12 protein-coding genes are annotated in these 12,643 nt (G+C 63.1%); 9 read left to right on the forward strand and 3 right to left on the reverse strand.

Annotation, left to right across the window (positions count from 1 at the left end; genetic code table 11):
* Positions 1-119: 119 nt before the first annotated feature.
* Positions 120-1,208 (forward strand): nitrogen regulation protein NR(II), encoded by a 1,089-nt coding sequence (glnL, locus tag BLR77_RS17055; protein WP_017675830.1) that lies wholly within the window; start codon positions 120-122, stop codon positions 1,206-1,208.
* A complete protein-coding gene (gene ntrC / locus BLR77_RS17060) occupies positions 1,205-2,638 on the forward strand; it encodes a nitrogen regulation protein NR(I) (protein ID WP_074679921.1) in 1,434 nt (477 codons plus the stop codon). The genes glnL and ntrC overlap by 4 nt, the downstream gene beginning before the upstream one ends.
* Before the next feature lie 112 nt (positions 2,639-2,750).
* On the opposite strand, the gene BLR77_RS17065 is transcribed toward ntrC, so the two are convergent.
* Positions 2,751-3,149 carry an NINE protein gene (locus BLR77_RS17065; protein ID WP_074679924.1) on the reverse strand — a complete coding sequence of 133 codons (399 nt, stop codon included), beginning with the start codon at positions 3,147-3,149 and terminating at the stop codon, positions 2,751-2,753.
* 147 nt (positions 3,150-3,296) lie between these two features.
* On the opposite strand from BLR77_RS17065, the gene BLR77_RS17070 reads away from it, so the two are divergent.
* Together BLR77_RS17070 and BLR77_RS17075 are read left to right on the forward strand one after the other, a co-directional pair.
* Positions 3,297-4,508 (forward strand): putative DNA modification/repair radical SAM protein, encoded by a 1,212-nt coding sequence (locus BLR77_RS17070; RefSeq protein ID WP_074679927.1) that lies wholly within the window; start codon positions 3,297-3,299, stop codon positions 4,506-4,508.
* A complete protein-coding gene (locus BLR77_RS17075) occupies positions 4,508-5,395 on the forward strand; it encodes a TIGR03915 family putative DNA repair protein (RefSeq protein WP_074679930.1) in 888 nt (295 codons plus the stop codon). Before BLR77_RS17070 ends, BLR77_RS17075 begins: the two co-directional genes overlap by 1 nt.
* On the opposite strand, the gene BLR77_RS17080 is transcribed toward BLR77_RS17075, so the two are convergent.
* Positions 5,361-6,506, reverse strand: a complete 1,146-nt coding sequence (locus tag BLR77_RS17080) for a PilT/PilU family type 4a pilus ATPase (protein WP_074679932.1) — start codon at positions 6,504-6,506, stop codon at positions 5,361-5,363. The genes BLR77_RS17075 and BLR77_RS17080 overlap by 35 nt on opposite strands.
* Positions 6,507-6,594: 88 nt before the next feature.
* On the reverse strand, positions 6,595-7,629 hold the full coding sequence (locus BLR77_RS17085; protein ID WP_045735678.1) for a type IV pilus twitching motility protein PilT: 1,035 nt from the start codon (positions 7,627-7,629) through the stop codon (positions 6,595-6,597).
* 216 nt (positions 7,630-7,845) lie between these two features.
* Between BLR77_RS17085 and BLR77_RS17090 the strand changes: the two genes are divergently transcribed.
* From BLR77_RS17090 to BLR77_RS17110, 5 genes are all read left to right on the forward strand, one after another.
* Positions 7,846-8,538, forward strand: a complete 693-nt coding sequence (locus tag BLR77_RS17090; protein WP_074679934.1) for a YggS family pyridoxal phosphate-dependent enzyme — start codon at positions 7,846-7,848, stop codon at positions 8,536-8,538.
* A gap of 17 nt (positions 8,539-8,555) precedes the next feature.
* Positions 8,556-9,374 carry a pyrroline-5-carboxylate reductase gene (gene proC / locus BLR77_RS17095; RefSeq protein WP_074679937.1) on the forward strand — a complete coding sequence of 273 codons (819 nt, stop codon included), beginning with the start codon at positions 8,556-8,558 and terminating at the stop codon, positions 9,372-9,374.
* An 11-nt stretch (positions 9,375-9,385) separates the two neighbouring features.
* The gene (locus BLR77_RS17100; RefSeq protein WP_074679940.1) at positions 9,386-9,979 is read left to right on the forward strand and encodes a YggT family protein; all 594 of its coding nucleotides are present in this window, start codon (positions 9,386-9,388) and stop codon (positions 9,977-9,979) included.
* 145 nt (positions 9,980-10,124) lie between these two features.
* A complete protein-coding gene (locus BLR77_RS17105) occupies positions 10,125-10,415 on the forward strand; it encodes a DUF167 domain-containing protein (RefSeq protein WP_074679943.1) in 291 nt (96 codons plus the stop codon).
* Positions 10,416-10,596: 181 nt separating this feature from the next.
* On the forward strand, positions 10,597-12,573 hold the full coding sequence (locus tag BLR77_RS17110; protein WP_074679946.1) for a dynamin-like GTPase family protein: 1,977 nt from the start codon (positions 10,597-10,599) through the stop codon (positions 12,571-12,573).
* Positions 12,574-12,643: the final 70 nt, after the last annotated feature.

Raw genomic sequence — 12,643 nt, forward strand, 5'->3', positions numbered from 1 at the left:
CGTCGCTTGCGACGGCCCAAAGAGGGGCCGCCAGGGATGGCAGGCCACAAAAAATGCGTCTTTTCGGGGCCTTGGTTTGCTTCTTGCATTTTCCTGCCCATCGCCGGAACGCACTGCCTATGACCATCAACGACGCGCTGCACCGACTGCTACTCGACAACCTGACCACCGCCACTCTTCTGCTCAACAGCCAGCTGTGCCTTGAGTACATGAACCCAGCGGCGGAAATGCTCCTGGCCGTCAGCGGCCAGCGCAGCCATGGTCAGTTCATCAGTGACCTGTTCACCGAATCGCCCGAGGCGCTGTCATCCTTGCGCCAGGCGGTGGAGCAGGCACATCCGTTCAACAAGCGTGAAGCCGTGCTGACCTCGGTCACCGGCCAGACGCTGACCGTGGACTACGCGGTGACGCCACTGTTCAGCAAGGGCGAGACCCTGCTGCTGCTGGAGGTCCACCCACGCGACCGCCTGCTGCGCATCACCAAGGAAGAAGCGCAGCTGTCCAAGCAGGAGACCACCAAACTGCTGGTACGCGGCCTGGCCCACGAGATCAAGAATCCGCTCGGTGGCATTCGCGGCGCGGCACAACTGCTGTCACGCGAGCTGCCCAACGAAGAGCTCAAGGACTACACCAACGTCATCATCGAAGAGGCCGACCGTCTGCGCAATCTGGTCGACCGCATGCTCGGTTCGAACAAGTTGCCGTCGCTGGCGATGACCAACGTGCACGAAGTGCTGGAGCGCGTCGCCAACCTGATCGAAGCGGAAAGCCAGGGCAGCATCACTTTGGTGCGCGACTACGACCCGAGCATCCCGGACCTGCTGATCGACCGCGAACAGATGATCCAGGCCGTGCTCAATATCGTGCGCAACGCCATGCAGGCCATCGCCGGGCAGAAGCACGACATGGGCCTCGGGCGCATCAGCCTGCGTACCCGCACCCTGCGCCAATTCACCATCGGCCACACGCGCCACCGCCTGGTGGTCAAGGTCGAGATCATCGACAACGGCCCGGGCATCCCACCTGAGCTGCAGGAAACCATCTTCTATCCCATGGTCAGCGGGCGTGCCGACGGCACCGGCCTGGGCCTGGCGATTACCCAGAACATCATCAGTCAGCACCAGGGCCTGATCGAGTGCGAGAGCTATCCCGGCCACACCGTATTCTCGATCTTCCTACCGCTGGAACAAGGAGCGCCCACGCCATGAGCCGCAGTGAAACCGTCTGGATTGTCGACGACGATCGTTCCATCCGCTGGGTACTGGAAAAGGCCCTGCAACAGGAAGGCATGACCACCCAGAGTTTCGACAGTGCCGACGGTGTACTCGCCCGCCTGACCCGCCAACAGCCGGACGTGATCATCTCCGATATCCGCATGCCCGGCGCCAGCGGCCTCGATCTGCTGGCCCGCATTCGCGAGCTGTACCCGCGCCTGCCGGTGATCATCATGACTGCGCATTCGGACCTGGACAGCGCGGTGGCCAGCTACCAGGGCGGCGCCTTCGAATACCTGCCCAAGCCGTTCGACGTCGACGAGGCCGTGTCGCTGGTCAAACGTGCCTTCCAGCACGCCCAGGAGCAACAGAGCCTGGCCGCGCCCGCCGCGCAGGCACGCACCCCGGAAATCATCGGCGAAGCGCCGGCGATGCAGGAGGTGTTCCGCGCCATTGGACGCCTCAGCCACTCCAATATCACCGTGCTGATCAACGGCGAGTCCGGTACCGGCAAGGAGCTGGTGGCGCATGCCCTGCACCGCCACAGCCCGCGCGCGGCCGCGCCCTTCATCGCCCTGAACATGGCGGCGATCCCCAAGGACCTGATGGAATCCGAGCTGTTCGGCCACGAGAAAGGCGCCTTTACCGGCGCGGCCAACCAGCGTCGCGGCCGCTTCGAACAGGCCGATGGCGGCACCCTGTTCCTCGACGAGATCGGCGACATGCCGGCCGACACCCAGACGCGCCTGCTGCGCGTACTGGCCGATGGCGAGTTCTACCGCGTCGGCGGCCACACCCCGGTGAAGGTGGACGTGCGCATCATCGCCGCCACCCACCAGAACCTGGAAACCCTGGTGCAGGCCGGCAAGTTCCGTGAGGACCTGTTCCATCGCCTCAACGTGATCCGTATCCATATCCCGCGTTTGGCCGACCGCCGCGAGGACATTCCGACCCTGGCTCATCACTTCCTCGCCCGCGCCGCGCAGGAACTGTCGGTTGAACCCAAGCTGCTCAAGAGCGAGACCGAGGATTACCTCAAGCACCTGCCCTGGCCGGGCAACGTGCGCCAACTGGAAAACACCTGCCGCTGGATCACCGTCATGGCGTCGGGCCGCGAAGTGCATGTCGACGACCTGCCACCGGAGCTACTGACCCAACCGCAGGACGCCGCGCCGGTGACCAACTGGGAGCAGGCGCTACGCCTGTGGGCCGACCAGGCCCTGGCGCGCGGCCAATCCAACCTGCTGGATACCGCCGTGCCGGCCTTCGAACGCATCATGATCGAGACCGCGCTCAAGCACACTGCCGGCCGCCGCCGCGACGCCGCTCTGCTGCTGGGCTGGGGTCGCAACACCCTGACCCGCAAGATCAAGGAACTGGGAATGAAGGTCGACGGTGGGGATGACGACGACAGCGACGACTGACTCCGCCAGCGTTATGAAAAAGGGCATCCCGCGGGATGCCCTTTTCATCTCTCCCGGATTGCATCCGGGCTACGACGCGAAGACCCTCGGGTGCACCGTGCGCACCAGCGGATCAATCGCGCTGCGCGTTCTTGATCGAGATCTGCGTATTGAGCGTCCAGAAGTCGTAGAGCACGCCGATCAGGAACAGGCCGCCGGTGAACAGGTAGATGATCCCGGTGATCCACTTGCCCTGATACATGCGGTGCACACCGAACACACCGAGGAAGGTCAGCAGGATCCACGCGACGTTGTAGTCGGTGTCGCCAGCGGTAAAACGCAAATCCGCCTCACGATCCATCGCCGGGATCAGGAACAGGTCGATGATCCAGCCGATGAACAGCAGGCCGAGGGTGAAAAACCAGATGGTGCCGGTGACCGGCTTGCCATAGTAGAAACGGTGCGAACCGAGAAAGCCGAAGATCCACAGCAGATAGCCGATCAGCTTGCTGTGCGTATCCTGTCGTTGCATGGCGAACTCCTTGTGCGAGATGCAGCTATGACGCTGCGCGCCGAGTGAAGGTTTCATCTGCAATGAGGCAGCGCAACACAACGAATGGCTTGATAGCTGTACGACACCCATATACTGTATAAAAAAACAGTATAGATATCGCCTGCCATGCAACTGATCGAAAAGCTCACCATCCTCGCCGACGCCGCCAAGTACGATGCCTCCTGCGCCAGCAGCGGCGCACCCAAGCGCAGCTCCAAGGGCAAGGACGGCATCGGCTCGACCAACGGCATGGGCATCTGCCACAGCTACACGCCGGACGGACGCTGCGTGGCGTTGCTGAAGATCCTGCTGACCAACTTCTGCCTGTACGACTGCCAGTACTGCATCAACCGGCGTTCCAGCGACGTGCCGCGTGCGCGCTTCACGCCCGAGGAAGTGGTCACCCTGACCCTGGACTTCTACAAGCGCAACTGCATCAGCGGCCTGTTCCTCAGCTCCGGCATCATCCGCTCGGCCGACTACACCATGGAACAGTTGATCCGCGTCGCCAAGCTGCTGCGCCAGGAGCACCAGTTCCGTGGTTACATTCACCTCAAGACCATTCCCGATGCCGCACCGGAGCTGATCGCCGAAGCCGGTCTGTACGCCGACCGCCTCAGCGTCAACATCGAACTGCCCACCGAAACCAGCCTGGTGCGCCTGGCACCGGAAAAGAACGTCGGCAGCATCCACCAGGCCATGCACAACATTCATCAGGGCGAGCGTGAGGCCCAGGAAGAACGCCGCGCGCCGCGCTTCGCCCCGGCTGGGCAAAGCACGCAGATGATCGTCGGCGCCGATGCCACCGACGACAGCGCCATCCTGCACAACGCCCAGAGCCTGTATCAGGACTATCGCCTGCGCCGCGTCTACTACTCGGCCTTCAGCCCGATTCCGCAGAGCCCGAAAACCGTGCCCTTCGAGGCGCCGCCCTTGCTGCGCGAGCATCGCCTGTACCAGGCGGATTTTCTCATGCGCGGCTATGGCTTCAGCGCCACGGAGCTGCTGGCTGGCCCCGGCAACCTGGCACTGGACATCGACCCCAAGCTGGCCTGGGCGCTGGCCAACCGCGAGCAGTTTCCGGTGGACCTGAACCGTGCAGACGAGTCGCTGATCGCCCGCGTGCCCGGCATCGGCATGCTCAGTGCACGGCGCCTGGGCGCACTACGGCGTGAGCGACGCATCCGCTTCGAGGATCTGACCCGTCTGCGCTGCGTGCTGGAAAAGGCCAAGCCCTTCATCGTCACCCAGGACTACCGGCCGCCGAGGGCCGAACACGAGTCCGTGGTGCTGCGCCAGCAGTTGCGCGATACCCCGGCGCAGATGGCGTTGTGGTGATGCACAGCCTGCGCTTCGACGGTACCTTCGCCACCTGGCGCCAGGCCGCGCGCCGTGCCCTGCTGCAGGGTCTGGCGCCGCATCAGTTGCAGTGGCTGGATGAAGAGGCGGCGCCTGGCCTGTTCGATCAGCCCGCCGAACGCGCGCCGGAGCCCAACGGTCGTCTGCGCGTATCGCCCGAACTGCTGGAGCTGCTGGAGAGCGCCGCACAATACCGCGGCGACGAGCGCTGGAGCCTGCTCTACCGCGTACTCTGGCGCTTCGTGCAGGGCGAGCGCAGCGCCGTGCTGGCCGGCGACCCCGACGGCAGCGAACTGCATCGCCGGCTCAAGGCGGTGCGCCGCGAGGCCCATCACCTGCATGCTTTCGTACGTTTTCAGCCGTGCACGGTTGCTGGCGCGCCAGACTTCGTCGCCTGGTTCGAACCGGCACATGACATTCTCGCCTCGGCCAGCAACCACTTCGCCGAGCGCCTGGGCAAGCACAGCTGGCTGATCGCAACGTCGCGCGATGGCGTTTACTGGGATGGCCAGCGCCTGCAGCATGAGCACCGCTGCCCGGCGCAATGGCAGGCCTGGGCGCAACAATCCGAGGATGACGGCCAGGCCCTGTGGCGCGCCTATTACGGCAGCACCTTCAACCCGGCGCGACTCAATCGCACGGTGATGCAGCAGCATCTGCCAACGCGATTCTGGAAGCACCTGCCGGAAGGCCCGCTGATTCCGCAACTGATGAGCGAAGCACGCGCCGGCGCACAGCGCGACGGCCAGGCACTGGTGCTGGCAGGCAGAAAGGGCAAACGCATCGCCCAGATAAACGAAGGGGACGCATCGCGTCCCCCGTCTGGCTGCGTCAGCGGAAGCGACGCCCCGGATCTTCCTCGCTGACCTCCAGCGCCAGACCCTGGGCCATGCTGGTCAGGTGATCGCCGTCGGTTTCCGAACCGAGCTTGATCATCAGTCGCAGGTCGTTGGCCGAGTCGGCGTAGAGCAGCGCATCTTCGTAGGTGATCTCGCCCTGGGTGTAGAGGTTGTACAGCGCCTGGTCGAAGGTCTGCATGCCCTGCTCGGTGGAGCGCTTCATCAAACCCTTGAGTTCGTGCACTTCGCCCTTGCGGATCAGATCGGCGGCCAACGGGGTGTTGATCAGCACCTCGATCACCGCACGGCGACCCTTGCCATCAGGGGTCGGCACCAGCTGCTGGGCGACGATGGCCTTGAGGTTGAGCGACAGATCCATCCACACCTGATTCTGCCGGTCGGCCGGGAAGAAGTTGATGATGCGGTCCAGCGCCTGGTTGGCGTTGTTGGCGTGCAGGGTGGCCAGGCACAGGTGACCGGTTTCGGCGAAGGCCACGGCGTGATCCATGGTCTCGCGGGTCCGTACCTCACCGATCAGGATCACGTCCGGCGCCTGACGCAGGGTGTTCTTCAGCGCCACTTCGAACGACTCGGTGTCGATGCCCACCTCACGCTGGGTGACGATGCAGTTCTGGTGCTGGTGGATGTACTCGATGGGGTCTTCGATGGAGATGATGTGGCCGCTGCTGTTCTTGTTGCGGTAGCCGATCATCGCCGCCAGCGAGGTGGATTTACCGGTACCGGTGGCACCCACGAACAACACCAGACCACGCTTGGTCAGCGCCAGCTTCTTGAGAATCTCCGGCAGTTTGAGATCGTCGAGGGTGGGAATATTGGTCTCGATGCGGCGCAGCACCATGCCCACCAGGTTGCGCTGGTAGAAGGCACTGACGCGGAAACGACCAATACCACGGGCACTGATGGCGAAGTTGCACTCATGGTTCTCGGCGAAGTCGCGGCGTTGCGCCTCGTTCATCACGCCCAACACGGTTTCCCGGGTCTGCTCCGGCGACATGGCGTTCTTGGTCACCGGCATGATCTTGCCATTGACCTTCATCGACGGCGGTACGCCAGCGGTGATGAACAGATCGGAGCCGCCTTTTTCGACCATCAGGCGCAGTAGTTTTTCGAATTCCATCGTCGTTCTCGCAGCTTCGTGTGCAATGCCGTTCGACAGCCATCTGCCGAATCGTAGGAGCGAGCTCTGCTCGCTCCTGCATCAGTTCCTAGAAGTTTTCCGGGCTCTTGGCCTTCTCGCGCGCACTGTCGCGGCTGACCAGCCCCTTGGACACCAGCGTCTTCAGGCAGGCATCGAGGGTTTGCATGCCCAGGGCGCCCCCCGTCTGGATCGACGAATACATCTGCGCGACCTTGTCCTCACGGATCAGGTTACGGATGGCCGGAGTGCCGATCATGATTTCGTGTGCCGCGACACGACCGCCGCCGATCTTCTTCAGCAGGGTCTGCGAGATCACCGCCTGCAGCGATTCCGACAGCATCGAACGCACCATCGACTTCTCCTCGGCCGGGAACACGTCGACCACGCGGTCGATGGTTTTGGCGGCGGAGGTGGTGTGCAGGGTGCCGAATACCAGGTGGCCGGTTTCCGCGGCGGTCAGCGCCAGGCGGATGGTCTCCAGGTCACGCATCTCACCCACCAGAATGATGTCCGGGTCTTCGCGCAGGGCCGAACGCAGGGCTTCGGAGAAGCCATGGGTGTCGCGGTGCACCTCACGCTGGTTGACCAGGCACTTCTTCGATTCGTGGACGAATTCGATAGGGTCTTCGATGGTGAGAATATGGTGGTACTTGTTGCTGTTGAGGTAGTCGAGCATCGCCGCCAGGGTGGTCGACTTGCCCGAACCGGTGGGGCCGGTGACCAGCACCAGGCCGCGCGGCACGTCGGTGATCTTGCGGAACACCTCGCCCATGCCCAGGTCTTCCATGGTCAGCACCTTGGACGGAATGGTACGGAACACCGCACCAGCGCCACGGTTCTGATTGAAGGCGTTGACCCGGAAACGCGCCACGCCCGGCACTTCGAAGGAGAAGTCGGTCTCGAGGAACTCTTCGAAGTCCTTACGCTGCTTGTCATTCATGATGTCGTAGATCAGCGCGTGTACCTGCTTGTGATCCAGCGGCGGCAGGTTGATGCGGCGTACATCGCCGTCGACGCGGATCATCGGCGGCAGACCCGCCGAGAGGTGCAAATCCGACGCGCCTTGCTTGGCGCTGAAGGCGAGCAGCTCAGTGATATCCATGGGACTCCCCAATTACAAGCAAGCAGGTAGAATGCCGCAAACCCTGAGAGGTGTTTACAAAGCAGCGAGCGAAGGTCAGGCAAGGCGAAGTCAGACGAAAAAGCGCAGTGTACGAGCTGTACATGAGCATTTTGAGGGTGACTTCGACGCAGCATGGCCAAGCGCAGCAATTTGTAGACGCCCTCTCTAGAGGTAGGGCTTTATAGAGCGCAATTAATGTCCACGATAGCAGAGAATATTGCAAAGGTCGGAGCGCGCATCCGTGAGGCGGCGCAAGCCTCGCAGCACAATTTGGCGGATATCGGCCTGCTCGCGGTGAGCAAGACCAAACCAGCAGCGGCCATTCGCGAAGCCCACGCTGCAGGCCTTCGCGATTTTGGCGAGAACTACCTGCAAGAAGCGCTGGAAAAACAGGCCGAACTGGACGATCTGCCCTTGATCTGGCACTTCATCGGCCCCATTCAATCGAACAAGACCCGGCCAATCGCCGAGCATTTCGACTGGGTACATTCGGTGGATCGCCTGAAAATCGCCCAACGCCTCTCCGAGCAGCGCCCCGCACACCTGCCGCCGCTGAATATCTGCCTGCAGGTCAACGTCAGCGCTGAGGACAGCAAATCCGGCTGCAGCCCCGAAGAGCTGGCAGAGCTGGCCAAGGCCGTCGCCGCCCTGCCCAACCTGCGCCTGCGCGGGCTGATGGCGATTCCCGAACCCACCGACGATGTCGCCGCGCAACATGCCGCCTTCGCCCACTTGCGCCAATTGCGTGATGACCTGGCGCTGGACCTCGATACCCTGTCCATGGGCATGAGCCATGACCTGGAGGCTGCCATCGCCGAAGGCGCCACCTGGGTACGGATCGGCACCGCCCTGTTCGGCGCCCGCGATTACGGCCAGCCCACACACTGAATGAAGGAACTCCCGTAATGAGCAACCCGATCATCACCTTCGTCGGCGCCGGCAACATGGCCGCCAGCCTGATTGGCGGCCTGCGTGCGCAGGGCGTGCCGGCCAGCGCCATCCGCGCCAGCGAGCCCGGCAGCGAACAACGCAATCGCCTGCAGCGGGAACACGGCATCGCCACCTTTTCGGATAATGCCGAAGCGATCAAAGGCGCCGACCTGATCGTGCTGGCAGTCAAGCCGCAGATCATGAAGGCGGTATGCCTGGATCTCGCCGCGCACCTGGCCTCCAATCAAGTGATCATCTCCATCGCCGCCGGCATCAGCTGCGCCAGCCTGGAAAGCTGGCTGGGCGAGCGTCCCGTCGTACGCTGCATGCCCAATACGCCGGCACTGCTGCGCCAGGGTGTATCCGGCCTGTTCGCCAACCCGCGCGTCAGCGCCGAGCAGAAAGCCCAGGCCGAGCAGGTACTGAGCGCCGTCGGTCTGGCCCTGTGGCTGGATAACGAAGCGCAAATCGATGCTGTCACTGCCGTATCCGGCAGCGGCCCGGCCTATTTCTTCCTGCTGATCGAGGCGATGACCGAGGCTGGCGAGCAGCTTGGCCTGCCGCGCGAAACTGCTGCACGCCTGAGCATCCAGACCGCGCTGGGTGCAGCGCGCATGGCCAGCGAGAGCGACGTCGACGCCAGTGAGCTGCGTCGCCGCGTCACCTCGCCGAACGGCACCACCGAAGCGGCAATCAACACCTTCCAGGCCGGCGGCTTCGAAGCGCTGGTACAACAGGCACTGAATGCCGCCGCCAATCGCTCGGCCGAACTCGCCGAACAACTGGGCCAATAAAGGAAGCACACATGTCCGGACTCATCGAAGCCCTGATCTACATCATTCAGACCCTCGGCAGCCTGTACCTGCTGATCGTCCTGCTGCGTTTCATCCTGCAACTGGTACGCGCGGACTTCTACAACCCGCTGAGCCAGTTCATCGTCAAGGCCACGCAGCCGCTGGTGACGCCCCTGCGGCGGATCATCCCCGGTTTCGCCGGGCTCGATCTGGCCTCGCTGGTCCTGGCCATTCTGGTGCAACTGCTGCTGATGGTGGTGACCCTGACCCTGATGGGCTACAACGTCGGCGGCTTCATCCTGCAACTGCTGGTGTGGTCACTGATCGGCGTGACCTCGCTGTTTCTCAAGGTATTCTTCTTCGCCCTGATCATCAGCGTGATCCTCTCCTGGGTCGCCCCGGGCAGCTACAACCCGGGCGCGCAGCTGGTGAATCAGATCTGCGAACCGCTGCTGGCGCCGTTCCGCAAGCTGCTGCCGAACCTCGGCGGCCTGGATATTTCGCCGATCTTCGCCTTCATCACCATCAATCTGATCGATCGCTTCGTGATTGGCGGCCTGGCCGCTTCCACCGGCCTGCCACCGATGCTCAGCCCCTTCCTCTGAGAGCCTGTTCAAAGGCTCGCGAGCTAGCGCTATGCAAGGCAAAAACAGGCGAGGAAGCGGAGTTTACGAATGATAAATGAGCATTCCGAGCCTGTTTTTAACGCAGCAAAGCCGACGCGCAGCAAACTTTGAGCAGGTTCTCGGCATGAGCTTCTACCGCTGGGACGGCGAGGACCTGATCCTCGACTGCCACCTGCAGCCCAAGGCGAGCAAGGACGAGTTCGCCGGGCTGCATGGTGATCGATTGAAGATCCGCCTTACCGCCCCACCGGTCGAGGGCAAGGCCAATGCCCATCTGCTGGCCTTTCTGGCCAAGGCTTTTGGCGTGGCCAAGAGTCAGGTGAGCCTGGAAAGCGGCGAACTCAATCGACACAAGCGCCTGCGCATCCGCGCACCACGTATGCTGCCAGCGATTCCCGGGTTGCAGTGCGCCTGATGACCATTCAGCCGCCATACCCGACCATAAGGCGGTACTGTGCAAGCAGCCAATTGACGGCCGCCTCGTACCTCGCATAATGCAGGTTATTCCCGCAAATGCCGTGCTTCCTGGCGGCAAAGCCAACTGAACTGTCACGCAGCCCCAGCAAGTGGATGAACTTGCCGAGAGGAGAGCCAGGATGAGCATGGAACGTCTCAGCCAGCAGGTTGACGCTTACGTCGCCTGGAAGCGCGAGCTGATGCGCGAGATCACGCGTTATCGCAGCTGGCTGGAGCACAACCGGCTCAACTCCGAAGCGGTTCAGGCCAAGCTCGAACGCGCCCTGAAGATCCTGCGCACCGACCACATCACCCTGGCGTTCGTCGGCGAGTTCTCGCGCGGCAAGACCGAACTGATCAACAGCCTGTTCTTTTCCGAGTACGGCCAGCGCATGCTGCCCTCGCATGCCGGGCGCACCACCATGTGCCCCACCGAGCTGTTCTTCGATCCACGTTCGGAACGCCCCTACATTCGCCTGCTGCCCATCGAGACACGTACGGCCTCGGCCAGCGTCGCGCAGTTCAAGCGTATTCCCCGACACTGGGTGAACATCCCGCTGGACACCAGCGACCCGGCCAACATGGCCCTGGCCTTCAGCCAGGTGGCCAAGACCAAACCCATGCCAGTAGAGCAGGCGATCCAGCTCGGCTTCCACCCGGACATGCTCGAAGGCACCGGCAAGCGCGGTCAGGTACTGGTACCGGCCTGGCGCCATGCGATGGTCAACTTCGACCATCCGCTGCTGCGCCAGGGCCTGCGCATTCTCGACACCCCCGGGCTCAACGCCCTGGGCAGCGAGCCGGAGCTGACCCTGTCGATGTTGCCCAACGCCCAGGCGATCATCTTCCTGCTCGCCGCAGATACCGGCGTCACCGCCAGCGACATGAGCATCTGGCAGCAGCACATTCGTCAGCTCGACGAAGACACCCAGACCAGCCTGTTCGCCGTGCTGAACAAGATCGACGTGCTGTGGGACGACCTGGCCGGCGAGACCTTCGTACAGAACGCCATCGGCCAGATCCAGAGCGCCACCGCCAAACAGCTGGGCATCGCCAAGCAGGACGTACTGCCACTGTCGGCCAAGCAGGCGTTACTGGCCAAGGTGCGCAAGGACGAGGAACTGCTGGCACGCAGTCAGATGGCCGATCTGGAGAACCTGCTATGCGAACGCATCGTCGCGCAGAAGGAACGCCTGATCGAAGATAACGTGGTGCGCCAGGTCCTGGCCCTGCTCAACAACAGTCAGCACGTGCTCAGCCTGCGCCTGGAGAAAGTCAGCGAACAGCTGGCCCTGCTCGGCAGCCATCAGCAGGACAACGGCCAGCTGCTGTTCGAGCTGACCGCCAAGACCAAGGAAGACCACAGCCTGCACCACAAGCGCCTGCTCGGTCTGAAGACCAACCAGCGCCTGCTGCAGCGCCAGGGCCAGCTGCTGCGCCACGCCGCGCGCGCCGAACGCCTGGAAGAACACCTGAGCGAGGTGCGCCGCAATCTGACCGGCAGCTGGACCACCCTGGGCATCAACCAGGCCATCCTGCATTTCTTCCGCGCCGTCGAGCAGGACCTGCATAACCTGCAACACGAAGCCGACATGGCCAACAAGATGGTCGCTGCCATTTATCGCCGGCATAACGAAGACAACCCACTGGGCGGTGTCGACGCGCCGCAGTTCAAGATCCAGCGCTACCTGCGCGAGCTGAAGAAGCTGCAGGACAAGGGCGATCAGTTCCGCCTGCATGTGAAAACATTGCTCACCGAACAACGCAGCCTGACCCGGCGCTTCTTCGCCACCCTGGCCCAGGAAGTGATTGGCCTGCACCAGCGCCTGCGCCTGGATGCCGAGCAATGGGCCGCCGATGCGCTGATGCCGCTGATGCAACACACCCTGGAACACAAGCAGATGCTGGAAAGCCACATGCTGCGCCTCAAAGCACTGGCTCAGGAAACCCAGCAGACGCGCAAACGCAGCCTGCAACTGGCGCGCTACCAGGAAGAGCTGGAGCAGCAACTGGCCCAGGCCAGCGACATGCTGCGCGTGCTGCGCCGCCCGGCACCGGTGCAGCGCCAGGGCAAGGTGGTCAGCCTGCCGACAGCGGCGCGCCCGCAAAGCCTGTAGAGCGGAGCGGGCGCCCAGCTCGCTTGCCGCTCGGGTCGGTGCTCTTTAGACTGGCGCCCTCCTCCGATTC

Source organism: Ectopseudomonas alcaliphila (assembly GCF_900101755.1).
GTDB classification, from domain to species: Bacteria; Pseudomonadota; Gammaproteobacteria; order Pseudomonadales; family Pseudomonadaceae; genus Aquipseudomonas; species Aquipseudomonas alcaliphila.

Excerpts from the sequence above, each read along its gene's own strand:
- proC (WP_074679937.1), top strand. The coding sequence starts at position 8,556 with ATGAGCAACCCGATCATCACCTTCGTCGGCGCCGGCAACATGGCCGCC.
- BLR77_RS17110 (WP_074679946.1), top strand. The coding sequence starts at position 10,597 with ATGAGCATGGAACGTCTCAGCCAGCAGGTTGACGCTTACGTCGCCTGG.
- ntrC (WP_074679921.1), top strand. The coding sequence starts at position 1,205 with ATGAGCCGCAGTGAAACCGTCTGGATTGTCGACGACGATCGTTCCATC.
- BLR77_RS17105 (WP_074679943.1), top strand. The coding sequence starts at position 10,125 with ATGAGCTTCTACCGCTGGGACGGCGAGGACCTGATCCTCGACTGCCAC.
- BLR77_RS17090 (WP_074679934.1), top strand. The coding sequence starts at position 7,846 with ATGTCCACGATAGCAGAGAATATTGCAAAGGTCGGAGCGCGCATCCGT.
- BLR77_RS17070 (WP_074679927.1), top strand. The coding sequence starts at position 3,297 with ATGCAACTGATCGAAAAGCTCACCATCCTCGCCGACGCCGCCAAGTAC.
- BLR77_RS17065 (WP_074679924.1), bottom strand. The coding sequence starts at position 3,149 with ATGCAACGACAGGATACGCACAGCAAGCTGATCGGCTATCTGCTGTGG.
- BLR77_RS17080 (WP_074679932.1), bottom strand. The coding sequence starts at position 6,506 with ATGGAATTCGAAAAACTACTGCGCCTGATGGTCGAAAAAGGCGGCTCC.
- BLR77_RS17085 (WP_045735678.1), bottom strand. The coding sequence starts at position 7,629 with ATGGATATCACTGAGCTGCTCGCCTTCAGCGCCAAGCAAGGCGCGTCG.
- glnL (WP_017675830.1), top strand. The coding sequence starts at position 120 with ATGACCATCAACGACGCGCTGCACCGACTGCTACTCGACAACCTGACC.
- BLR77_RS17100 (WP_074679940.1), top strand. The coding sequence starts at position 9,386 with ATGTCCGGACTCATCGAAGCCCTGATCTACATCATTCAGACCCTCGGC.
- BLR77_RS17075 (WP_074679930.1), top strand. The coding sequence starts at position 4,508 with ATGCACAGCCTGCGCTTCGACGGTACCTTCGCCACCTGGCGCCAGGCC.